At 31.3% G+C, this 25,054-nt stretch carries 21 protein-coding genes and 1 pseudogene; all 22 read left to right on the top strand.

The annotated features are described in order from the left end of the window. Positions 1–3 precede the first annotated feature (3 nt). A complete protein-coding gene (locus ACJDT4_RS15650) occupies positions 4–981 on the top strand; it encodes an ABC transporter ATP-binding protein (protein ID WP_406788511.1) in 978 nt (325 codons plus the stop codon). Then, positions 982–1,950 carry an ABC transporter ATP-binding protein gene (locus tag ACJDT4_RS15645; protein WP_406788510.1) on the top strand — a complete coding sequence of 323 codons (969 nt, stop codon included), beginning with the start codon at positions 982–984 and terminating at the stop codon, positions 1,948–1,950. Between the two features lie 442 nt (positions 1,951–2,392). Beyond that, the gene (locus ACJDT4_RS15640; RefSeq protein ID WP_406788509.1) at positions 2,393–3,448 is read left to right on the top strand and encodes a serine hydrolase domain-containing protein; all 1,056 of its coding nucleotides are present in this window, start codon (positions 2,393–2,395) and stop codon (positions 3,446–3,448) included. A 315-nt stretch (positions 3,449–3,763) separates the two neighbouring features. Beyond that, entirely contained in the window at positions 3,764–5,326 is a 1,563-nt protein-coding gene (gene nagZ, locus ACJDT4_RS15635) for a beta-N-acetylhexosaminidase (protein ID WP_406788508.1), read from the top strand. Between the two features lie 12 nt (positions 5,327–5,338). Next, the gene (locus ACJDT4_RS15630) at positions 5,339–6,262 is read left to right on the top strand and encodes a BadF/BadG/BcrA/BcrD ATPase family protein (protein ID WP_406788507.1); all 924 of its coding nucleotides are present in this window, start codon (positions 5,339–5,341) and stop codon (positions 6,260–6,262) included. Further along, positions 6,263–7,225 carry a GNAT family N-acetyltransferase gene (locus ACJDT4_RS15625; protein ID WP_406788506.1) on the top strand — a complete coding sequence of 321 codons (963 nt, stop codon included), beginning with the start codon at positions 6,263–6,265 and terminating at the stop codon, positions 7,223–7,225. Continuing rightward, positions 7,226–8,371 carry an exo-beta-N-acetylmuramidase NamZ family protein gene (locus tag ACJDT4_RS15620; protein WP_406788505.1) on the top strand — a complete coding sequence of 382 codons (1,146 nt, stop codon included), beginning with the start codon at positions 7,226–7,228 and terminating at the stop codon, positions 8,369–8,371. It begins immediately after the preceding gene. A gap of 15 nt (positions 8,372–8,386) precedes the next feature. Continuing rightward, entirely contained in the window at positions 8,387–9,169 is a 783-nt protein-coding gene (locus tag ACJDT4_RS15615) for a serine hydrolase (RefSeq protein WP_406788504.1), read from the top strand. Positions 9,170–9,227: 58 nt separating this feature from the next. Continuing rightward, a complete protein-coding gene (locus ACJDT4_RS15610) occupies positions 9,228–10,079 on the top strand; it encodes a MurR/RpiR family transcriptional regulator (RefSeq protein WP_406788503.1) in 852 nt (283 codons plus the stop codon). A 32-nt stretch (positions 10,080–10,111) separates the two neighbouring features. Next, complete coding sequence (locus ACJDT4_RS15605) at positions 10,112–11,200, top strand: dipeptide epimerase (protein WP_406788502.1); 1,089 nt, start codon at positions 10,112–10,114, stop codon at positions 11,198–11,200. Positions 11,201–11,343: 143 nt separating this feature from the next. Then, the gene (locus ACJDT4_RS15600; protein WP_406788501.1) at positions 11,344–12,039 is read left to right on the top strand and encodes a response regulator transcription factor; all 696 of its coding nucleotides are present in this window, start codon (positions 11,344–11,346) and stop codon (positions 12,037–12,039) included. Positions 12,040–12,091: 52 nt separating this feature from the next. Continuing rightward, entirely contained in the window at positions 12,092–13,012 is a 921-nt protein-coding gene (locus ACJDT4_RS15595; protein ID WP_406788500.1) for a sensor histidine kinase, read from the top strand. A 147-nt stretch (positions 13,013–13,159) separates the two neighbouring features. Then, positions 13,160–14,080, top strand: a complete 921-nt coding sequence (locus ACJDT4_RS15590; RefSeq protein WP_406788499.1) for an ABC transporter ATP-binding protein — start codon at positions 13,160–13,162, stop codon at positions 14,078–14,080. Beyond that, positions 14,073–14,816, top strand: coding sequence for an ABC transporter permease (locus ACJDT4_RS15585; RefSeq protein WP_406788498.1), 744 nt, complete (start codon positions 14,073–14,075; stop codon positions 14,814–14,816). The genes ACJDT4_RS15590 and ACJDT4_RS15585 overlap by 8 nt, the downstream gene beginning before the upstream one ends. Before the next feature lie 188 nt (positions 14,817–15,004). After that, the gene (locus ACJDT4_RS15580) at positions 15,005–16,729 is read left to right on the top strand and encodes a methyl-accepting chemotaxis protein (RefSeq protein WP_406788497.1); all 1,725 of its coding nucleotides are present in this window, start codon (positions 15,005–15,007) and stop codon (positions 16,727–16,729) included. A 174-nt stretch (positions 16,730–16,903) separates the two neighbouring features. Further along, positions 16,904–17,887 (top strand): D-isomer specific 2-hydroxyacid dehydrogenase family protein, encoded by a 984-nt coding sequence (locus ACJDT4_RS15575; RefSeq protein WP_406788496.1) that lies wholly within the window; start codon positions 16,904–16,906, stop codon positions 17,885–17,887. Between the two features lie 346 nt (positions 17,888–18,233). Then, positions 18,234–19,691, top strand: coding sequence for an aldehyde dehydrogenase family protein (locus ACJDT4_RS15570; protein ID WP_406788624.1), 1,458 nt, complete (start codon positions 18,234–18,236; stop codon positions 19,689–19,691). Positions 19,692–19,719: 28 nt separating this feature from the next. Beyond that, the gene (locus tag ACJDT4_RS15565) at positions 19,720–21,168 is read left to right on the top strand and encodes an APC family permease (protein ID WP_406788495.1); all 1,449 of its coding nucleotides are present in this window, start codon (positions 19,720–19,722) and stop codon (positions 21,166–21,168) included. A 15-nt stretch (positions 21,169–21,183) separates the two neighbouring features. Further along, positions 21,184–22,254, top strand: coding sequence for a polyamine ABC transporter substrate-binding protein (locus ACJDT4_RS15560; protein ID WP_406788494.1), 1,071 nt, complete (start codon positions 21,184–21,186; stop codon positions 22,252–22,254). Between the two features lie 14 nt (positions 22,255–22,268). Beyond that, a complete protein-coding gene (locus tag ACJDT4_RS15555) occupies positions 22,269–23,357 on the top strand; it encodes an ABC transporter ATP-binding protein (RefSeq protein ID WP_406788623.1) in 1,089 nt (362 codons plus the stop codon). After that, a complete protein-coding gene (locus ACJDT4_RS15550; protein ID WP_406788493.1) occupies positions 23,357–24,256 on the top strand; it encodes an ABC transporter permease in 900 nt (299 codons plus the stop codon). The genes ACJDT4_RS15555 and ACJDT4_RS15550 overlap by 1 nt, the downstream gene beginning before the upstream one ends. Next, positions 24,257–25,042 (top strand): annotated as a pseudogene (locus ACJDT4_RS15545) (ABC transporter permease); the annotation flags it as partial. It abuts the gene before it with no gap. Positions 25,043–25,054: the final 12 nt, after the last annotated feature.

Below are 25,054 nucleotides of genomic sequence, written 5' to 3'. Positions count from 1 at the left end.
AAAATGGCGAAGGACTTGCTTGAAGTTAGGAAACTTAAAACATACTTTAATACGGATGAAGGTACAGTAAAGGCTGTTGATGATGTGAGTTTTAAAATTAAAGAAAAAGAAACCGTAGCAGTGGTTGGGGAATCTGGCTGTGGTAAAAGCATAACTGCCATGTCCATAATGGGATTAGTACCAAAGCCTATAGGCAAGATAGAAGGCGGGGAAATAATATTTAAAGGCCAAAACTTACTTTCTATGAATAATAATGAAATAAGAGATATAAGGGGAAATGAAATTGCTTTAATATTTCAGGAACCTATGACCTCACTAAATCCAGTTTTTACTATAGGATATCAAATAGGAGAGGTTTTAATACTGCATAAAAAAATGAGTAAAAAGAAAGCCTTGGAAGAAGCTATAAAACTTCTTGCAATGGTAAAAGTACCAAGACCGGAAGAAATAGTTCGCTGTTATCCATATGAATTGAGTGGTGGTATGAGGCAAAGAGTTGTAATCGCTATGGCTATAGCTTGTAATCCTAAACTTTTAATAGCAGATGAACCTACTACAGCTTTAGACGTTACTATTCAAGCACAGATACTAGATATTATGAGAGAACTTAAGGAAAAGATGAGTACATCCATTTTACTAATAACTCATGACCTAGGGGTAGTTGCTGAAATGGCGGATTATGTAGTTGTAATGTATTCTGGAAAAATAGTTGAGAAGGCACCTGTTATTGAGCTTTATGAAAATCCAAAACATCCATATACTATAGGACTTTTAAAATCAAAACCTGTGATAAATAAATTTCAAGATGAATTATATTCTATTAAAGGACAAGTACCTAATCCACTGGATATGCCTGAGGGATGTTATTTTAATCCAAGGTGTAAAAGGGCAAAGGACGTATGCAAAAATAAGAGACCAAGCTTAAAGGAAGTTGGAGAAGGACACTATGTTTCATGCTGGCTTTATGAGGAGGGAAAATAAGTGGAAGAGGCTGTTTTAAAGGTTAGACACTTAAAAAAATATTTTCCAATCAAAAGTGGATTTTTTAGAAAAACTACGGGATATGTAAAGAGTGTTGATGATGTATCCTTTGATATTGGGAAAAATGAAATTATGGGACTAGTTGGTGAATCTGGCTGTGGTAAAACAACTACAGGTAGAACTATATTAAGACTTATGAATAAAACCTCTGGAGAAGTTTTGTATAATGGCAAGGACATTTTTAGTATGGATAAAAACAGCATGCTTAAAATAAGGCCGGAAATTCAGATGATATTTCAAGACCCATATAGTTCATTAAATCCAAGAATGACTGTAGGAGAAATTGTTGGAGAAGCGGCTTTAGATCATGGTATTTGCACAAAGGAGGAAGTTGATGAAAGAGTCAAAGAAGTAATAACAGCGTGCGGGCTTGCACCCTATCATATAAAGAGATTTCCTCATCAATTTTCTGGTGGACAAAGGCAGAGAATAGGAATAGCTCGCGCACTTATATTGAATCCTAAATTTATAGTTGCAGATGAGCCTGTATCGGCACTAGATGTTTCAATACAAGCACAAATTATTAATTTGCTCGTTAAGCTTCAAAGAGAAAAGGGATTTTCATGTCTCTTTATATCACATGATCTTAGTGTTGTTGAATATATATGCCAGAAGGTTGGAGTTATGTACTTAGGAAGTATGGTGGAATTTGCACTTAAGGAAGAGCTGTTTAAAAATCCACTGCATCCATACACTAAAGCCCTTCTTTCAGCAGTCCCAGTTCCAGATCCTAAAGTTAAAAGAAATAGAATAATCCTAAAGGGTGATATTCCAAGTCCGGCAAATCCCCCGTCAGGATGTAAGTTTCATACAAGATGTAATTATGCTACAGAGAGATGCTCAAAGGAAGTTCCAGAGTATAAGGAAATTGACAAAAATCATTTTGTAGCATGCCATTTATATGAATAAAGTGGATGAAAGTTTAAAATTACAAATACCATAGTGTTACAAGTAATTATATTTTTTATCAATTGACAATTGACAGTTAAGGTTGATTTATCCATCCTTACGTCGTATAAATCTTAAAACTTAATGATATTCAGAAAAATAGTCTCAATAACTATAAACTGTTAATTATTAACTCTAAACCTCTAACTGTCCACTGATAAGGGGGTGTTTACTATTAAATTTCAAAATATTAAAAAGGATATATCTATTGAGGATTTACCTGTTGATAAAAGAAAAATTCGATTTAAGGATTTTTTAGCATTGACTATTGCAGCAGTTCAGGTGCTATTACCTATTTTTTTAGCTATTTTCGCAGTGTTTGCACTATTGGCCTTTCTGCTTATGAAATTTTGGGTCAAATAAAGATAAACCACTCTGAAACTTGAAGAAAGAAGTGAATTTTATGTTTATCGATATGGATAAGCTTGATAAAGCTTTTCAACTTATAAATGATGGAATTTTAAAGGGAGATTTTCCAGGTGCAGTGGCAGCAGTGGGAAATAAGAAGGGCATAATAAAGCTAGAAAGCTTTGGAAATAGGTGCTTGTATCCAGAAAAGTTACCTATGACTAAAGCCACGCTGTTTGATTTAGCTTCCTTAACCAAGGTTGTGGCTACTAACACTTTATTTATGATTTTTTTAGAAAAGGGACTTATTTCAGTTTATGATAATGTAAGCTATTATCTAAGTGAATTTAAAGGAAAAGACAAGGAGAATATAACTATATTTAATCTGCTTACACACACTGCTGGTTTTGTACCTTTTAAGGATTTATATAAACTTTGCAAAAGTTATGAAGATGCTATAAGTTACATATGCAAACTTGATCTTGAGTACAAACCTGGTACAAGATGTATATATAGTGATTTTAGCTATATTTTGCTTGGATATATACTTGAAAAAATAGGTGGTGCAAGGCTTGATGTTTTGTGCAGAAGATATATTTTTGATCCTCTTAACATGGAAAATACCTCTTTTAATCCTAAGAGCAGTAATATAGCTGCAACAGAAATAGATAGTAAAACTCAAAAACCCTTTATTGGAATATGCCATGATGAAAATGGAAGATTTTTTGATGGTATATCAGGTCATGCAGGGTTATTTTCAAATGTTGAGGATTTGTGTAAGTTTTCAAATATGCTTATAAATAAGGGCAATAATTTTATTTCCTATGCTTCCTTTAGAGCCATGGTAACTAATCATACCTTAGGACTTGAGGATAATAGAGGCTATGGCTGGTGTGTTAAGGGACATAAGAACTCTTTTATAGGAGATATAGCGCTTAAAGAAGCTTTTGGACATACTGGATTTACAGGGACTTCCTTGTGGATAGATGTAGAAAGCGATGTATATGCAATACTTTTAACAAATAGAGTTCATCCTACAAGAGATAATAATAATATAATAAGATTTAGAAGGATTTTTAGTAATGCTGTACTTGGATCACTTTATATATAGATAGATAACTTGAAATTAAAGATTGCAAATACAAAATCTATCCTGATAAACTGGAATTTGAAAAGCAGAGTAAAGAGTAGAGAGTAGGGAGTAGAGTGAATGTGGATTTACCTTTCGTTTCTCTCAGGTAAATCTTAGAACTTAATTGGTTCAGCTGTGCTGAACACTGTATTTTATGCCATGCTCAAGCATTAAGCTTTAGATTTTTCGAAGCATAACTGAGAAAAATCATCCTTCACTCTACTCTCTACTTTTCTTAAGATTCCATTTTGTAGGGATGAATTTAACTCAAAGGACAGTTAAGGAGGAATTTGTATGGTTGATGTAAAAAAGCTTCCTTTGGATATAAAAATAGGACAAATGATAATGGCTGGTTTTCCATCAAAATATTACGATGGTAATATGGAAGAGTTAATTGAAGCTGAGAAAATAGGTAATTTTATATTGTTTGCAGATAATATGGGAAATAAAAATGAAGTTATGGAGCTTACAAGAAGTATTCAAAAGAAGCTTGAAGAGTGTATTGGAATCTCAGGCATTATTTCAACTGATCAAGAAGGTGGCATGGTAACAAGAGTGCGGGAAGGTGTTACTGTGTTTTCTTCAAACATGGCTTTTGCAGCGGCAAACGAATATAAAAGTACTTTTAAAGAGGGGAAAATAGTAGGAGAAGAGCTTAGAAGCCTTGGTATAAATATGAATATAGCTCCAGTTATGGATGTTAACTGCAATCCTAAAAATCCTGTTATTGGCTGCCGTTCTTATGGTGATGATCCTGAAAGTGTTTCTAAGCTTGGAATTGAGCTTATAAAAGGACTTAAAGAAAAAGGTGTAATTGCAGTTGCAAAGCATTTTCCGGGGCATGGAGATACGTCTATGGATTCGCATCTCAGCTTGCCAGTAGTTAATCATGATATTAAAAGACTTCAGGAGGTTGAACTTTTGCCGTTTAAAAATGCTATTGCAGAAGGGGCTGATGCAATAATGTCGGCACACGTTCTTTTTCCTAAGGTAGAACCAGACAAAGTTCCAGCGACTCTTTCAAATAAAGTTCTTACAGGATTGTTAAAGAATAAAATGGGCTTTAAGGGACTTATCGTTACAGATTGTATGGAAATGAAAGCCATAGCAGATTTTTATGGAAGTGATAAGGCGGCGGTTAAAGCTATTATTGCTGGAGCAGATTTAATTTGTATATCTCACAGCAAAGAGGTTCAGAAAAAATGTGTGAAGGCTATCAAAGCTGCGGTATTAAATGGACAAATTTCAGAAGAGAGAATAGATCAATCTGTTAAAAAGATACTTCAGATAAAAGGTAAGTACAATATTGACTGTAATTTAGAAAGAAATTCTTCCAGTAAGGACAACAAAGCTTTTGCAGAAAAAATAAGCAGCAAGAGCATAACTATTTTAAAGGATAATAGAAATTTAATACCTCTTAAAGGAAAAGTAGTTTCAATATCTACTAGGGCAGTTGCACTTACAGGAGCTGAAGATAAGATTAAAACGGAAAATTCATTTTGCCACAGATTAAATAGTGTATGCAAAGGACACGAGTTTGAAATTCCAATGAATCCAGGGGATGACTTAATAAAAGGTATACTAGAAAAATGCTCAGAGGCAGATAGAATTGTAATAGGTATTTACAATGCTTCTGTAAACAAAAATCAGATAAAGCTTGTGGAAGAAATAAGCAAGGTAAATCCTAATATAATATTGGTATCTCTCAGAAATCCATATGATATTTTAAGTTTTAAAGAAATTTCAACCTATGTAAATGCCTATGAGTATACTGAGTTATCAATTAAAAGCACTATTAAGGTTTTAAAAGGAGAAATCAAAGCAGAAGGTATATCACCGGTTAAAATATGTATGTAATGGGGTGAGCTTATGAAATATGTGATAGGAATAGATGGTGGTGGAACTAAAAGCCATATGAAAATTGCTGATTTAAATGGAAATATCATTGCAGAAGCTGTTAAAGGACCATCAAACATAAATTCAGCATCAGAAGAAGATGTTAAAAAAGTATTTAAAGACTTAATATGTGAAGGAATAAAAGTTATAGGACTTCAGCTAAATGAATGTAGTGCAATTTGCATTGGTACTGCAGGAGCGGATAGAGCTGAAGATAAAGTTATAATAGAAAGTATGATAAGGGGTGCAGTAGGTTATAAAGGTAAACTTATAGTGGTAAATGATGCAGAAGTAGCCTTGACTGGAGGTATTGGAAAAAGAGAAGGTATTATAGTCATAAGTGGAACCGGATCAATTTGTTACGGAAGAACAGAAGAAGGAAAAAGCTGCCGCTCGGGTGGTTGGGGACACATTATAGGTGACGAAGGAAGTGGGTATGACATAGGAATAAGTGCTATAAAAGCAGCCCTTAAAAGCTACGATGGTAGAGGAGAAAAAACTATACTTGAAAACAGTATTTTAGAGTATTTAGATTTAAAGTGCCATGAAGATTTAATAAACTATATATATAGAAGCGGTGCAGGTAAAAAAGAAATAGCTAGTATTACAAGGGTTGTAAATGCTGCAGGTGAAAAGGGTGACGCTGTCTCTAAAAGGATACTTGAGGCTGCGGCAAATGAATTGTTTTTAAGCGTGAAAGCTGTTGTAGATAAGCTTGATTTAGGAGATAGAAATATATATTTAGTAACAACAGGAGGGGCTATTAACAACATTAACTATTTATATGATGAGTTTAAAAATAAAGTAAACAAGTTTTATCCTAGAGTAAATATATTACATATGAAAAATGATTCTGCTTTTGGAGCCGTCATTATAGCAAGAAGTGAGGTTAATTAAATGGAGTTTAAAAGGGTTTGTGATTTAGAAGGCATTGTTAAGCTGTGGAATAGAAATATAGAAGTTGTATATCCCATTGATTTAAAATTGCTTGGGCAAAACTATGAAAATGACAAGCAAAATAAAAGTATAATGGGCGCTTTTGAAAATGGCATTTTAGTGGGTTTTGTAATATATAAACAATGGACATATAAAAGTGGCAACTTAAAGCCAAATCATGAAATAGGGTATATAAATTCTATTATAGTTGATATAAATTATAGAAACCGAGGCATAGGTACTAAACTTTTAGAGATAGCAGAAGGAAATTTAATTGGCTTAGGAGTTAAAAAAATTCGCTTAGGAAGTGACACATATCACTTTTTTCCTGGAATACCACTTGAATGCTTGTGCTCCAGACAATTTTTCTTAAAAAGAAACTATAAAATAGAGGACAGCTTTTATGATTTAATATGCGATATTTCTAAGATTAAATTTGAAAAACTTCCACAAGAGAAGTGCAATACAGAAAAATATAAAGTAGAAACTTTAAAATCACAGGACAGAAAGAGCCTTATGCAGTTTTTATGCAAAAGCTTTCCAGGAAGATGGTATGAAGAATTTGAGGAGTTTTTTAATATAGGCATGGAAGATAGAGATGTAGTGGTTTTAAAAGATGAGGATGCAGTAATTGGTTTTGCACACATATATGATAACAAAAGCAAATTTATAGGCCCATCCATATATTGGAGAAGGCTTCTTGGCGAAAATTATGGAGGCTTAGGACCTATAGGTATAGATAAGGATTATAGAAAGTGTGGACTTGGTGTTTTTATACTTCATAAATCCCTTGAAATATTGCAGGGAAGACATGTAGATAAGATGGTTATAGATTGGACAGATGTAGATATACTTGATTTTTATGGAAAGTTTAATTTTATGCCCTGGAAGGAATATAAAAAGGCAGTTAAAGAGGTTTTATAGATGGAAAAAGTTAAAACTGGTATAGATAATATAGATGAGTATATGGATATTTTTGAGGGAAAAAGAGTTGGACTTATAACTAACAATACTGGATATAACAGCGAATTTAAAAGTACAATAGATATTTTAAGCGAGAGAACAAATTTAACTGCTCTTTATTCTCCCGAACATGGGATAAGGGGTGATATTCAAGCAGGAGAAATGGTTGAAAGCTATATTGACTTAAAAACTGGCATAAGAGTTTACAGTTTGTATGGGAAAAATAAAAGACCAACTAAAGAAATTTTAGAAAATGTTGATATACTTGCTTTTGACATTCAGGATGTTGGTGCTAGATTTTACACTTATCTTTATACTATGTCATATGCTATGGAGAGCTGCAGTAAATTTAATAAAGAATTTGTAGTGTTTGACAGGCCAAATCCCATTAACGGAAATGAGGTTGAGGGGAATATTTTAAATGAAAATTATAGTTCCTTCGTTGGCAGGTATCCAATACCACAGAGATACGGACTTACTATAGGAGAAGTTGCGAGCTTATTTAATAAAGAATTTTCAATAGGCGCTAAACTAAAGGTTATTCCTTTGAAGAATTGGAATAGGGAAATGTACTATGAAGATACAGGATTAAACTTTATCATGCCATCTCCTAATATGCCAACTGTTGATACGGCTGTAGTTTATCCCGGAACCTGTATTTTTGAGGGAACAAATATTTCAGAAGGAAGAGGAACAACTAGGCCTTTTGAAATTATTGGAGCACCATGGCTTGATGGTTTTAAAATTGCAGATATGATGAATAAACTTCAGCTTTGTGGTGTTAAATTCAGACCAATATTTTTTACTCCAACCTTTTCAAAGCATTCCGGTAAGCTGTGTGAAGGAATACAAATTCATGTAACGGACAGAAAAGTATATAGGCCTGTCAAAACAGGAATTTTTCTTTATGAAATTATAAAAGGTGAAAGCAAAGACAAGTTTGATTTTATAACCTTTAAAGGAAAGAAAGTAAATTATGGAATTGATTATTTAGCTGGAGATAACAGTCTTAGAAAAGCGAGTATGAACATTAATAAGTTGTATGAGAAGTGGCAGGAAGATTCTTTTAAGTTTAAAGAATTAAAGAAAAAATATCATTTATATTAAAAAGGATGATGTAAGTTGTACGAAATTGACACTTTAAAGGAAAATATACAAAGGTTTATAGCTTCAAGAGAGGAATGTATTTCTCTGGTTTTTTTAGATCTTAAAAATACTTCAAATTACATATACGTAAATGAGAATGAAAGCTTTCCATCTGCAAGTACAATAAAAGTATTAATAATGGCAGAAGTACTAAATGAAGTGATGGAAGGAATGCATGATTTACATGAGAAAATAGAGATAAGGGATTCAGATAAAGTGGATTACAGCATAATAACATGTCTTGAAAATAATGCTTACACGCTTCTTGATATTTTAACTCTTATGATAATATCCAGTGATAATACTGCTGCTAATGTACTCATAGATTTAGTTGGAATTAGAAATATAAATAGTTATGCTGACCAAATAGGCTTAGGGAATACTAAATTAAGAAGAAAAATGATGGATGCAAAAGCAGCAGAGGAAGGCAGGGAAAATATGACTACTGCCTATGATATGCTTAGCTTATTTGAGAAAATTTGCAATTATAAAATATTAAACAGTAGCTTATGTAATTTAATGATAAAAATTTTGAGCAGAAATACAGATTATGAAATGCTTTTGAGATATTTGCCAAGTGATATTAAGTGTGCTCATAAGACTGGTGATCTGAATAATTTAAATCATGATATTGGAATTTTTAGTATTAAGAATGAGAAATATATATTAGGTGTATTTGTACGAAATTCAAAATTTAATTATATTTCAAAGGATGTTATAGGAAAACTTTCAAAGCTTGTATATATGAATATTGAGTAAGTACTTTAGAGATGATATATTGTTGTAAAAAATAAAAACAAAAGTGAGGGTAATTACTATGTATGGAAGCCTGATCCGTATAAAAGAAATAATTAATGATTTAAATCCATCAGAAAAGAAAATTGCTGAGTATATTTTAAAGACTCCAAAGGAAATATCTGATTTATCAATAAAAGATCTTGCAGATAAAAGTGGTTCTTCTCAATCGGCAGTAGTAAGACTTTGTAAGATTTTAGGCTATAAGGGCTACAAGGAGTTTAGAATAACAATAGCTAAGGATACTGCAAAAGCTAATAAAGACGAAAATATGTATAATGATATAAATCCACAAGATGATATAGACACCATAATAAAAAATATAAGCTATAACAACAAGAAATCAATAGACAATACAGTGGAGGTTTTATCAAAGGAAGCTTTAGAGAAAGCTGTTAAAGTTATTTCAAAGGCTGATAAAGTTGATTTTTACGGAGTGGGAGCATCTTATCTAATAGCTTTAGATGCGTTTCAAAAGTTTACAAGAATAAATAAAAATGTAAGAGCAACTTCTGATACACACCTTCAAATAGAATTTGCCTCTAATTTAAAAAAGGGTGATGTTGCTGTTGCTATTTCATATTCTGGTGAAACAAAAGATACTTTTGAATCTATTGAGGTTGCTAAAAATGCAGGGGCAACTACAATAAGCATAACTAAGTTTGGAAGTAATTCTATAAGTAATTTGTGTGATATAAATTTATTTGTTTTATCTCCAGAAATTACATTTAGAAGCGGAGCCATGTCTTCTAGAATAGCACAGTTAAATGTTGTAGACATACTATTTACTTCGGTGGCTGGGCGTATGTTTGGAGATGTGAAAAAGTTTCTTGAGAATACGAGAATGTCTACAAGAATAAAAAGAATAAAGTAGTTTATATTAATTTAGAGGGAAGTGTGCATAGTATGATTATTAAAGATATAATTATAGGACATATGTCTGTGCCTTTAAAAAAGCCGTTTAAAACTGCCATCAGAAGTGTGAATAGCGTAGATGATGTAATTGTGAAGGTAATTACGGATACAGGAAATATTGGTTTTGGAAGTGCAGCATCTACAGCACTTGTAACTGGTGATACAACAGAATCTATAGAGGGTGCTATAAAAAATTACATAAAGAAAAGCATAGTTGGAATGGATATTGAAAATTTAGAAAATGTACTTTTAAAATTAAATTCCTGTATTATAAGAAATACGAGTGCTAAAGCGGCAGTAGATATTGCAATTTACGATTTATATGGACAACTTTATAAAGCACCATTATATAAGCTTCTTGGAGGCTACAGAAATAAACTTGAAACTGATATTACAATAAGCGTTAACTCTCCGGAAGAGATGACTCAAGATAGTATAGAGGCTGTAAAGCTTGGTTATAAAACTTTGAAAATAAAAGTTGGTAAAGATTCAAGGCTTGATATAGAAAGAATGAAAGCTATAAGAAAGGCTGTTGGTTATGATGTTAAGCTTAGAATAGATGCAAATCAAGGCTGGGAGCCTAAAGAAGCTGTAAGAACCTTAAGAAAAATTGAAGATGCAGGTGTGGATATAGAACTTGTGGAGCAGCCTGTAATAGCCTCAAATTTAGAAGGGCTAAAGCTGGTTACAGATAATGTGGACATTCCAGTTATGGCAGATGAAAGCGTATTTTCTCCAAAGGATGCAGCAAAGGTAATGGAAATGAGAGCAGCGGATTTAATAAATATAAAGCTTATGAAAACAGGAGGAATATACAATGCATTAAAAATATGTTCATTAGCTGAAGTTTATGGAATGGAGTGTATGCTTGGCTGCATGCTTGAGGGAAAGGTTAGTGTTACTGCTGCGGTTCATCTTGCGGCGGCTAAAAGTGTAATAACAAAAATTGACCTCGATGGACCGGTTTTATGTAGTAGGGATGATGTTGTGGGAGGAGCAATTTATAATAACAGCAGCATTACATTAAATGAAGGGCCTGGACTTGGAATTGAAAAATTGCCGAGTGATAGTATTTTTTAACTTTAGTTTTTTATAATAACAGTAATCGCAGGATAATAGTATTAGAAGATATTATTATCCTGCGATATTTTTGTATTGAATGTAATACAAAGTAAGAATAGAATATAAAATATAATATTTTACTTAAGAAATGAAGGGATAACGTGATTAAAGTTAATATTTTGGTTGTTGAGGATGATAAGGAAATCAATTATCTAATTTCAAGTTATTTAAAAAAAGAGGGCTACAATGTACAATGCAGCTTCGATGGGGTACAAGCTATAGAAAAATTAGAAAATGAAGAATATCAATTAGTAATTTTGGATTTAATGTTACCAAAGCTAAGTGGTGGAGAGGTTCTTTTAAAAATAAGAAGTAAATATACGATTCCAGTTATTATACTTTCAGCTAAAGATGAACAAACTGATAAAATATTTGGTTTAGAACTTGGAGCAGATGACTATATGACTAAACCATTTGAAATAGGAGAATTGTTAGCTAGGGTTAAAGCACAGTTAAGAAGATATATAGAATTTAATAAGGGTGAAGTTAAAGAAAATGAAATTTTGGAGTATGAAGAACTTATATTGAATTTAAGTACATATAAGTTAACAGTCAAGGGTATAGATATTACGCTTACTGCAAAGGAATTTGAAATATTGAAGCTTTTTATGCAATATCCAGATAAAGTATTTACTAAATCACAAATTTTTAATGTTGTTTGGCAGGAAGAATATATGACTGATGAAAATACGGTTATGGTTCATATAAGCCGTCTTAGAAATAAAATAAATAAAAATACAGAGAAGCATGAATATATAAAAACGGTATGGGGTATAGGATATAAATTAAGTGATTAAAGATAAAACACCTTCAAACGGTTTATATATAAAAGGGGAGGAATCTTAAATTTTGAATATATGTATACCAATTTTTATAGGAATTATTTGTATTATTTTAATTTTAAGAGATATTTATATTTCAAGTCAAATAAATGAGATTAATAAAACCTTGAGCCTTATAAGGAAAGGAAATTTTAATGCCAGACTGCGTTTTTATTCGGGTGACAGGAGGATAAAAGAACTAGGAATTAATATGAATGCAATTATGGAAGAATTTCAAGAAATCTATGATAAGAAAGAATATCTTGAAGAATCAAGAAAAAGAATGATAGCTAATATATCGCATGATTTAAGAACACCATTAACTTCGGTATTAGGATATTTAGAAGCTGTAAAAAAAGATGAGAACTTAAGCTTAGAAGAGAAAAACAAATATTGGGGGATAGCATATTCAAAAGCTAAAAAATTATATTTGCTTCTTGAAGACTTTTTTCAAATGTCAAAGCTGGATGCTGGAGACATAGCTATTAAGAAAGAAAAAGTTAATTTGACAGATACAGTTAAAGAAGCCATAGCTAGTTTCTATAATGAATTTGTAAATAAAGGAATTGAACCTAGTATTGAGCTGCCTAAAGAGGATTTATTTGTTTTGGCGGATGTAAAGGCCGTTGATAGAATACTTTTTAATCTTTTGAGCAATGCATTTAGATACGGGACAGATGGAAAAGTTATTGGTATAAAAATACGAAAGGAAAAACTTAATGCTTGGGTTGAGGTATGGAATATGGGAAAAAATATTCCAGAAAAAGATATACCATATGTTTTTGATAGACTTTATACAGCAGAATCTTCAAGAAATGAAGAAGTTAAAGGAAGTGGATTAGGACTTGCTATAGTTAAGAGTCTTGTAGAAAAGTTAAATGGAGAGGTTTCGGTTTGCAGCAATAAGAATGAAAGGACTACTTTTTCCTTTTCACTGCCACTATATTAGATTTAAGACTTTTGTAAGGTTTTTGTAAAAGCTGCTTAAAAGTTAAGTTGTATTATCTTTATGTAATAAGGCAAAAGAATTAAAGTTATACAAATTTTTAAGTAAATTGGCTATTTACTAATAAAAATTATATAGGAGGCTTTAAAGTTGGAGAGTGTACTTAAAACTTGTAATTTAACTAAGCAGTATAAAGAAAACACAGCAGTTGATAGTTTAAACATGAACATATTAAAGGGTGACATTTATGGACTTTTGGGTGAAAATGGTGCAGGCAAAACAACTATAATGAGAATGATTTTGGGACTTATAAAACCAACAAACGGAAGCGTTGAACTATTTGGTGAGGAATTAACGGAAGACAAAAAGCATATTTTAGCAAGAGTTGGATCAATAATAGAGTTTCCTGGATTTTATGGCAATTTAACTGCTGTAGAAAATTTAAATATTCATAGAAAACTTATGGGTATTCCAGATGAAAGTCGCATAAGAGAAGTGCTTGAAATTGTAGGGCTTACAGAAGTAGCAAATAAAATGGCAAAGGATTTTTCTCTCGGAATGAAGCAAAGGCTTGGAATTGCAAGAGCACTTTTGCATAATCCCGAATTTTTAGTATTGGATGAACCTACCAATGGATTAGATCCAATGGGAATAATGGAAATACGAAATCTTATACTTGATTTATCTAAAAAAAGGCACATAACTGTTTTAATATCAAGTCATATTTTAAGTGAGGTTCAGCAGCTTGCCACAAGACTTGGCATAATGCATAAAGGGAAACTTTTAGAAGAGGTAGATTCGGAGGATTTAAAGAAGAAAAATAGGCATTACATAGATTTAAAAGTTGGTAACGATAGAGAGACCGTTGTTATATTGGAGCAAAAACTAGGCATAAAAGATTATTTAATATCGAAGGCTGGAGAAATTAAAATTTATGAGAAGCTTAATGAAACTTCAAATATAAATAAAGCACTTATAAATAATAATATAGAGGTCAAAGAAATATCATTAATGAGAGATAGTCTTGAAAGTTATTTCCTTAACTTGGTTGGAGGTGACAAGAATGAATAAGGTTTGGAGTTTGCCAGCTGTTATCAGTACAGAATTTATAAAATTAAAAAAATGTAAGATTTTATGGTGCATTCCATTTTGTGTTATTTTGCCGGATGCCTTAGTATTTTCTATGTATGCATTTAATAAAAAATATCCAGTAGTTGATTGGAACGATTATGTATCAATTGCGGCTTCGGTTTTTAATTTATTTATGGCAGTTGGATTTTTTACTCTTATAGCTGGATTTATATTCTCAAGAGAATATCAGGAAAATACAATAAATACTATGTTTACATATCCAATAAGCAGAGTTCAATTTTTTGCTGGAAAATTGATTGTAATGTTAATTTTGATTTCAATTACTACTATGACTTCATTCATTTTATTGATGACTTCGGGAATTATTATAAAACATGAACCGCTTACTGCCAATATGCTACTTACATATGGTAAATCGTATGTGCTTATGATTATTATGCATTTTGCATTGGTTCCTATAATGGCATTTTTAAGTATTTATAATAAAAATATGATTCCTTCTTTAATACTTGGGATTTCTGCGGTTTGTGTTAATATTATAATATTAAATACTCCTTTTAATACTGTATTTCCATGGACAGTTCCAAGTGTATTAAGTCCGCATATAGATGGTCGAACTTACACTAATTATTTATTTGGAGAAATTAATTTAATTGTAGTTTTTGTTTTGGGTATAATTTTGAGTGTAAAAAGTATAAAGAATGATGTACATTAAAACAGAGAATCTTATTTAATTCCACATATATTTTATAAAAAGCTTTCATAAGTATAATTTGCTTATGGAAGCTTTTATTTTGTAGAGAAGCAAAGATTTAAACTACCAAGTTAATCAGCATATGCATAAAATATACTGTGTATTAAAGAAAAAAATGAAGGTAACTAAGGTATATTGGGGGAAGAACTATGAAGTTTATTAATACCATCAAGATTAATACAAAACTCACTATTATATTTCTAGTTTTATTTATCTGCGTATCAATTTTGGGCTTTGTAGATATTGTATATTCAAAAAAAATATTAAATGGAGCAGAAAGTATTTATAAATATAATATAATGTCTGTTCATTATTTAGTAGATATTAAAGAAGATATTAAAGAAGAAAATAAAATTATACTGGAAGCAATAAATTCAAAGAATTCATATAGTTTAAAAGGTTATGTTACAAAAGTAAACACAATGGATGAAAGAAGCAATAGAGCAATAAAAGATTATGGTGAAGTAGGAGCTGAAGGGGAAGAAGATACAGTTTTTAAAAATTTGAAGAGTAATTTAGGTGTATATGTGAAAAACAAAAAGCAAGCTATTGTATTATTGGAAGCAAATAAATATAATGAAGCATCAAAGTTGTTTTATGGAAAAATATCTCCGACTGAAAAGAAAATGCTTAGTATACTTGAACAAGGAAGACAAATTAATATGAAGGAAGCGAAAGAAGTAGCTGAAAAAAATGAATTAGCTTATAACAGCATTAAGGTTATTGTAATTTTATGTGTAATAGTTTTAATTATTTTATGTTTGTTTGTGATAATCGTCTTAAAGTTAACTGTAGTGAAGCCGTTAATTAATGCGGTAAAATATTTAAAGGTAATTTCAAAAGGTGATTTTACTGAAAATATACCATATGTTTATAAGTTAAGACAGGATGAGATTGGTCAAATTATTGATGGTATTATATCTATGAAGGATTGTACAAAAGGACTTATTGAAAATATAGATAAAGAGATTCTTAATGTTGAAAATATATCCGTAAATGTAGGGAAGAATGTTGAAGTGCTAAATGAAAATATTGAACAGGTATCTGCTGCAACAGAGGAATTATCAGCGAGTTCCGAGGAAACTGCAGCTTCTGCAGGTGAAATGTTAGCAGTATCTAAAAAAATAGGAAAGTCAATTCAAAATATTTCAGAAAAGGCAGAAGAAGCTTCAAGTAAAACCGAGAAAATAAGCAAAAAAGCAATAGATATTAAGGGAAGCGTGGAAGAATCTCAAGAAAGGAACTATAAAATTTTTATTGATACAAAGAAAAAACTTGAAAAAGCAATAGAAAGTGCAAAGATAGTAAAACAAATTAGTATACTTTCTCAAACTATTATGGGTATAATGGAAAAAACAAATCTTTTAGCTTTAAATGCATCTATAGAGGCAGCTAGAGCTGGAGAACAGGGAAAAGGATTTTCTGTAGTAGCAGATGAAATAAGAAAACTTTCTAAGCAATCAAAAAATGAAGCCCAAAAAATACAAGATGTAACAGCCAAGGTTATAGGGAGTGTTGAGAATCTTTCAAACAGCTCCAATGATTTCTTGAATTTTATGTCAACAGATGTAGAAGAAGATTACAATTATATGATTAAAATTGCTGAAAACTATAGTAATGATGCTAAGCTTATGGGCAAAACTATAACAGGATTTAGTGTAACGGCAAAAGACCTTTTGATTTCTATAGAGGGTATGATTAAAACTATAGAAGGAGTTGCTAGAGCATCAGAAGAAGAAGCACAGGGGACTGTAGATATTGCAAACAGTACTATGAAGATTAGTGAAAAATCAAATAGCACTTTGAAAGAAGCACTTAAAGCTAAAGAAAGTGCTGAAAAACTAAGGGTAGCATTGCTAAAGTTTAAAATTTAAGGTTTTGGTTGAGAGTATATATTGAGGTATTGTTTTAAATAAATGTTTATTTTTACACTTATTTAAAACCTTGTCCTTAATATAATAAATTAAGATTTATTTATTAAAAAGGTGATATAATAGAATTGATAATTATTACATATTAGTTATATTTATAAGAAGGGGGCTTAGAACATGAAAATATTGGCGTATAGCCATAGATCAGATGAAACAGAATATTTTGAAAAGTTCAAAGAAAAGTACAATGTAGATTTGGTACTTACAGAAGAAGCACCAAATTTAGAAACTGTAAATTTGGCAAAGGGGTTTGATGCTGTAAGTATTATAACTACACCTATTAATGCTGAATTAATGCAAAAATTTTATGAAGTTGGGGTTAAATTCATATCTACAAGAACTATAGGATACGATCATATTGATATTAAAAAAGCTAAAGAATTGGGGATGCATATTGGAAATGTTACATATTCTCCAAGGAGTGTTGCTGATTACACAACTATGCTGATTCTTATGGCTACAAGAAAAATGAAGCCTATTTTGGAAAGAAGTAGAGTTCAAGATTATTCTTTGATAGGTGTCCAGGGCAGGGAATTACACAATTTAACTGTAGGAGTTATTGGTACGGGAAGAATTGGACGAACTGTAATTAAAAATTTAAGTGGTTTTGATTGCAAAATAATAGCTTATGACATATACGAAAATGAAGAAATGAAAAAATATGTTAAATACGTTTCGTTAGATGAATTGTTAAAAAATAGTGATGTTATAACTATGCATGCACCTGCAACAGAAGAAAATTATCATCTTATAAATAAAGAGTCAATAAAAAAGATGAAAGATGGGGTATTTATAATAAATACGGCTAGAGGATCTCTTATAAATACAGATGATTTTATCGATGCTATTGAAAGTAAAAAGATTGGTGGCGCAGCTTTAGATGTTATTGAGCATGAAACAAACCTTTATTATAAAGATTTGAAATGTGAGGTACTAGATAATAGAGAACTTGCAATCTTAAAATCTTATCCTAATGTAATTGTTACACCACATACAGCTTTTTATACGGATCAAGCAGTAAGTGATATGGTAGAAAACTCTATATTGAGCTGCATCTTATTTAATGAAGGAAAAGAAAACCCTTGGGAAATAAAGTGTTAATATTACACACATAAATCGCTTAAACTATTGAAATTCATGTGCACTATAATTGAACATAAATAAAAAGGTAGTATTAGAAAACATTATTCTAATGCTACTTTTTTATTTATGTTGAATATGATTTTATTTACATATTAGTATGCATTTGTCATGAAAGCACATAAGGATAGGAACATATTTGTATAGTTTAGCTATAGAAAAAATGTTAACAAAGTGGTAAATTATATACAATATAAATAATAATTTATTAAAAATAATAACAAAATTATGAATTGTTAATAATTAATACACTTATATATTGTAAGAATGTGAAAAAGGAGTGGCTCAAGTGAAAGATGTTTTGAAAATGTATATTAACGGAGAATGGAAGCTTTCAACAAGCGGTGAAACAAGAAATATAATAAACCCAGCAAACGGAGAAATCATAGCTGTAGTTACAGAAGGAAATAAAGAGGATGTGAATTTAGCAGTAAAGGCAGCAAAGAGAGCTTTTTATAATGATGAATGGATGAATACATCATCAGTGGAAAGAGCAAGATTATTATTTAATGTGGCAGATATAATAGAAAAAAGATCAGAGGAGCTTGCATACTTAGAAACTATGGATAATGGTAAAACCTTAAGAGAGACGAAATGTGATTTAAGTGATTCTGCTGCTTGTCTTAGATATTATGCAGGGTTTACTACAAAACCACATGGTATGACTTATGAAGTTCCAGATGATGTGCAAGCAATGGTTGTAAGGGAACCTATAGGTGTTTGTGGAATGATAGTTCCGTGGAATTATCCACTTTTGATGTCAATATGGAAAATTGCGCCTGCACTTGCAGCTGGTAATACTATTGTTTTTAAGCCTTCAGAATTAACACCTTTATCTGCTATTAAACTTTTTGAAATATTTGAAGAAGTTGGTTTTCCAAAAGGTGTAGTTAATTTGGTTTTAGGAGCAGGGGAAACAGTTGGTCATGAAATAGCAGTAAATATGGAAGTGGATAAGGTTGCATTTACAGGTGGAACATCTACGGGAAGAAGCATAATGAAAGCGGCAAGTTCAAATATAAAAAATATCTCACTTGAACTTGGAGGAAAATCACCAAATATAGTTTTTGATGATGCTGATTTTGAAACAGCAGTTGATTATGCATTGTTTGCCATATTTTGTAATCAAGGGCAGGTTTGTTCTGCTGGTTCGAGACTTATTTTGCAAGAAGGCATTTATGATAGATTTATAGAAAGACTTGCAGCTAGAGCTAAAAGAATAAAAATAGGTAAGGGTACAGACGAAGGCGTTGAGATGGGGCCCTTGATTTCAGAAGAGCATATGAATAAGGTGCTTGAGTATATTAAATACGGTAAAGAAGAAGGAGCTAAATTAGTTTGTGGTGGAAATAGAATTCTAACGGATGAACTTAAAAATGGGTATTTTGTTGAGCCTACTATATTTATAGATACTACACCAGATATGAAAATCGTTAGAGAGGAAATTTTTGGGCCGGTTTTAGCAGTACAAAAGTTTAAAGATGAAAAGGAAGCTGTATATCTTGCTAACAATACGCCTTATGGTCTTGCAGGAGGAGTTTTTACAAATGATATTGCAAAAGCTCATAGAGTTATAAAGAAATTGCGTGCTGGGATAACTTGGATAAACACATATAATCCGACATATAATGAGGCACCTTGGGGTGGATATAAACAAAGCGGTATTGGAAGAGAACTGGGCGTATTTGGATATGAAGAGTATACAGAGGTTAAGCAAATAAATATTAATTTAGATGTTAAGCCTATAAATTGGTTTAAAGAATAAATCTTTATATTAATTGGGAGGTGAGATTATGGAGAAAAATAGAGAACTAATTAAAGGCAATCTTACCGAAGAAGATATTTTGAAAAAATATAATTATAAGCAGGAACTTAATAGAAATCTTAAATTTTTTAGTTCGTTTGCTGTAGCGTTTTCATTTATTTCACTGACAACGGGGATTTTTACTAATTTTCAATTTGCTCTTTCCACTGCGGGACCAGCTTTTATACTATCTTGGCCCATTACAGCAGTAGGTCAATTTTTAGTTTGCCTTATATTTGCCGAATTGTCGGGAGCTATACCTGTATCAGGATATTCATACCAATGGATAAAAAGATTATCTACACCATTTATGAGTTGGATAACGGGATGGATATGTTTTTTGTATTTAGTTTTACTTCCAACTGCCATAGATGTGGGGCTAGCACCAATTATTGAGTCACTTCTTGGAATAAAAGTTACTAATGGACAGACTACAGCTATTGTTATAGGCATTTTAGTAATTCAAGCGTTACTTAATATAGTGGGAGTTAAGCTTTGCTCAATTATTAATAATGCAGCCGTTTTTACAGAAAGCTTTGGAATAATAATACTTACAATTGTACTTTTTATAGCTGCTATGAAAAATGGAGTTCATGCGTCTATGATAATTAACACTGGGAGTGCGCCAAAGGGAACTTCATATATTAAGTCATTTATAATGAGCATGCTTATGGGGTCATTTACACTTGTTGGATTTGAATCTGCTGCAAATTTAAGTGAAGAAACTATTAATGCACATAAAACTGTTCCTAAAGCAATAATTACATCCATGCTTCTTGCTGGAGTATTTGGAATGTTGTTTTTAATTTCAGCAGTATTTTCAATTGGAAATTTGAATAAAGTTTTGGCTTCTAATAATGCGTTACCGTATGTTATCCAAAGCAATCTTGGGACTGTAATTGGAAAGTTATTTTTAGTAATGATATCAGTTTCTATTTTTGCTTGTGGACTTGTTGTTATGACATCTGGTTCACGACTTATATATGCTATGTCAAGAGACAATGCTTTTTTTGCAAGCGAAGTTTTTAAAAAAATTTCCCCTAAAACTGATTCACCTGTTTTGGCAACAGTTTTAATATTGATTCTTAGTATAATAACAGCTCTCTTTTCAAATTCACTTACAACACTTGTTGGTGTTACGTCTGTTCTTCCTGCACTCATATATTTAATTACAATTGTATGTTATGCATTAGTTAGAAAGAAGATTAAGGTGAAGGATAAATGTTTCAATCTTGGCAAAGCTGCAAAACCTGTTTTTATAGGTTCCATAGTATGGTTAATTTTTGAACTTGGAATTTTGACTTTGCCGCATGATTACCATATGATTGCTTTGCTTACAATAATTCTTGTTATACTTGGTATTGTTTTATATAAATTATATTTTGAAAATAAAATATTAAATGAGAATAAAGAAGATAAAGTCGAGATGATAGGTTAAAGGAAGGTGATAAAAATGAAATACAAAATAATAAAGAGAGTTTTAAGTACAACTTTATCAGCTGTTATAATAGGAACAGTATTGACGGGATGTGGCAGATCAAGTGGTGCAGGCTCCAGTTCTGGAGGTGGAATACTTAATGTTTTTAATTGGACAGAATATTTGCCTAAATCAGTAATCAATGAGTTTGAAAAAAAGTACAACATTAAGGTTAATTATACAACTTATTCATCAAATGAAGAAATGCTTGCTAAAATTCAGGCCAGTGGAGGTCAATATGATATAGCAGTTGCAAGTGACTATATGGTTGATATTATGAAAAAACAGGATTTACTTGAGAAGGTTGATAAGGATAAGGTAACTAATTTAAAAAATATAGGAGATCAATATAAAAATTTATCCTTTGATCCTAAAAATGAATATAGTGTTCCGTATTTATGTGGAAATGTAGTTACAGTTGTAAATACGAAGAAGTTTCCTCAAGGTATAAGCAGCTACAGTGATCTTTGGAATAGCAAATTTAAAGGGTCTATGGTAGTTCTAAATGATGAAAGAGCACTTATAGGTATGACACTTAAGAAACTTGGGTATTCGTTTAATGAAACAAATAAAAGTAGACTTGATGAGGCAAAAAGTGAGCTTCAAAAGCTAAAACCCAATATAAAGATATTCGACAGCGATAGTCCTAAAACGGCATTAATTAATGGAGAGGCAGCAGTTGGATATTGCTGGACAGCAGAAGCTTATTTGGCAGAAAAGGACAATAAGGATCTTAAAACCTTTTTCCCAAAGGAAGGGATGTATGCTTTTGAAGATAATTTTGTAATTCCAAAAGGTGCAAAAAATAAGGAAAATGCAGAACTGTTTATAAACTTTATATTACAGCCAAAAGTAAGTGCAGAAATATCAAAGGCATATCCATATACTAATCCAAATGAAGCAGCACGTAAATATATTGGAAATGAATGTTTAAACAATAAAACTCTTTATCCAGATAAGGAGGTTTCTGATAAGGATGAACACATAAAGGATGTAGGTGATACTACAAAAATATATGATTCTATATGGACACAATTTAAACAGTAAAAAAGGAGGCAAGTATTATGGAATATATGATTCAACTCTTAAATGTTGTGAAGGCATTTTCATCTCAAAAAGCAGTTGACAATATAAGTGCAAGCATAACAAAAGGCGAATTTTTAACTCTTCTTGGACCAAGTGGATGTGGAAAAACAACTACTCTTAGGATGATTGCAGGATTTGAGGAACCTACCTCAGGCAAAATATTACTTGATGGAGAAGATGTTTCAAGTAAAAATCCATATGAGAGAGATGTAAATACAGTATTTCAAAATTATGCACTTTTCCCTCACATGAATATATTTGACAATATAGCCTTTGGACTTAAAATAAAGAAGTTTTCAAAAGAAAAAATAAAAGAAAAAGTTACAGGAGTTTTAAATCTTGTTGAGCTTAATGGTTTTGAAAAAAGATATCCTAATAAATTAAGTGGTGGACAGAAGCAGAGAATAGCTATTGCAAGGGCTATCGTAAATAATCCAAAGGTTTTACTTTTAGATGAACCTCTTGGAGCACTAGATCTAAAACTTAGAAAACAGATGCAATTTGAGCTAAAGCATCTTCAAAGAAAACTTGGAATTACCTTTATATATGTAACTCATGATCAAGAAGAAGCTCTTACTATGTCAGACAGAATTGCTGTAATGAATAACGGCAAAATTGAGCAGATAGGGACTCCAGATGAGATTTATGAAAGGCCAAAAACAAAGTTTGTTGCTGATTTTATAGGGGATACAAATATATTTGAAGGAAAGGTTAAAGAAAGCAGCGGTGTAGAAGCGCAGGCTTTGATAGGCGATAGTGAAGTAGTAAAGATTGTAGACAAGAAAGAAAGTATAGCTAAGCTTAAAAAGGATAATTCTATTTATATTGCTATAAGACCTGAAAGAATGAAATTAAGTTATGATAAAAACAAATTTGATAATGTTATGGAAGGAAAAATAAAAGAAAGAATATTTGTAGGAGCTGTAAATAGAACTGTTGTTACGTTAAACAATGGAAGAGAAATTATAGTAAATGAATCAGCAGCAGATACTTTTAAACTTAAAGACGAAAAAAGAGAAATTTTTGTTTGCTGGAAATCTGAAGATGGGGTGGTGATAAGTTAATGGATAAGGCAATTTCTAAAGGAGCTGTCTATGTTAAAGAAAAAAGCATAAAAAGAAAAAAGAAATATGGACATATATTTACTATATCACCTGTAATGTTTTGGATGCTTATTTTGGTTGCTGTTCCACTTATTATAGTTTTAATTATGGGATTTTTGACAAGGGGAAGCTATGGTCAAATTGAATATAAATTTACACTTGAAAATTATAAGACTTTAGTTCAGCCAATGTATATTAAAATATTACTGTATTCGCTTTGGATTTCATTTCTAACCACATCAATATGTCTTGTTTTAGGATACCCATTTGCGTATTTTGTAGTAAGTTTACCTAAAAAATATAAAACGATTATGTTTATACTTATTATGATACCATTTTGGACAAATTCTTTAGTAAGAACCTATGCATGGATTGTTATATTGAGAACTAGCGGGGTCATAAATTCATATTTGACTGGTTTTGGCATTATAAAAAATCCACTTCAGATGCTCTATACAAATGGTTCGGTACTTCTTGGACTTGTATACACATTATTTCCGTTCATGGTTCTCCCTTTGTATACTTCAATTAATAATATAGATAAAAGTTATATAGAAGCATCAAGCGATCTTGGTGCATATCCAGTTCAGACATTCTTAAGAGTGATTTTTCCGCTTACACTTCCAGGAATATCAGCAGGTTGTTTACTTGTTTTTATACCAGCTTTGGGCCTGTTTTTTATTCCAGATCTCCTTGGAGGAAGCAAAGTGATGCTTATAAGTAATTTGATACAAAATCAATTTTTAACTGCTAGAAATTGGCCTTTTGGTTCTGCTATTTCAATATTCCTTATAGGCATAACTGTAGTATTTATAGTAATTTACTTTAAAAAAGGCAATAAAAAATTGGAGGTGTTTTAAATGAGGAGAAATAGAGTTTCCAAAAGCGTATTAGCTTCATACTCTTTTCTTATCTATTTATTTCTATATGCTCCAATAATAATTCTTATAGTATATTCTTTTAACGATTCTAAGGTTAATGCAGTGTGGATGGGATTTACAACCAAATGGTATTATCAGCTTGCTAGTGATGGAGATATACTTACAGCACTTAAAAATAGTCTTTTGGTAGCTTTTCTAAGTACGCTGATATCAACTATCATAGGTACACTTGCAGCAGTTGGAATGTATAAATATAAGTTTAAAGGAAAAACAGTCTTGGATGGCCTGTTGTATGTGCCAATAATAATACCTGAAATTGTAATGGGAATTTCTCTTTTAGTATTCTTTTCCCAAACTAAAATAACTCTTGGAATTATAACACTTATACTTGCTCATGTGACTTTTAGCATATCTTATGTGGTAGTAGTTGTAAGGGCAAAGCTAAGTGGATTTGATAGGAATCTTGAGGATGCAGCGATGGATCTTTATGCAAATGAATTTCAAACTTTTTCTAAGATTACTTTGCCAATAATATTGCCAGGAATAGCTGCAGGTGCTCTTATGGCAATTACTCTTTCTCTTGATGATGTAATAATAAGTTTTTTTGTTTCTGGACCAAGTTACGAAACTTTACCTCTGAAAATATATTCAATGGTAAGAGTTGGGGTTACACCAGAAATTAATGCGCTATCAACTGTAATGATAGTAATAACATTAAGTATTGCTATTATTTCAGAATTACTTCAATTAAAACTAAATAAAAATTAAGGAGTGTGA

The sequence above is a fragment of the Clostridium neuense genome (assembly GCF_045310695.1).
Lineage (GTDB): Bacteria > Bacillota > Clostridia > Clostridiales > Clostridiaceae > Clostridium_S > Clostridium_S neuense.
The sequence above is the reverse complement of the archived record's forward strand: the minus strand, read 5'-3'. Positions and strand labels throughout refer to the sequence as shown.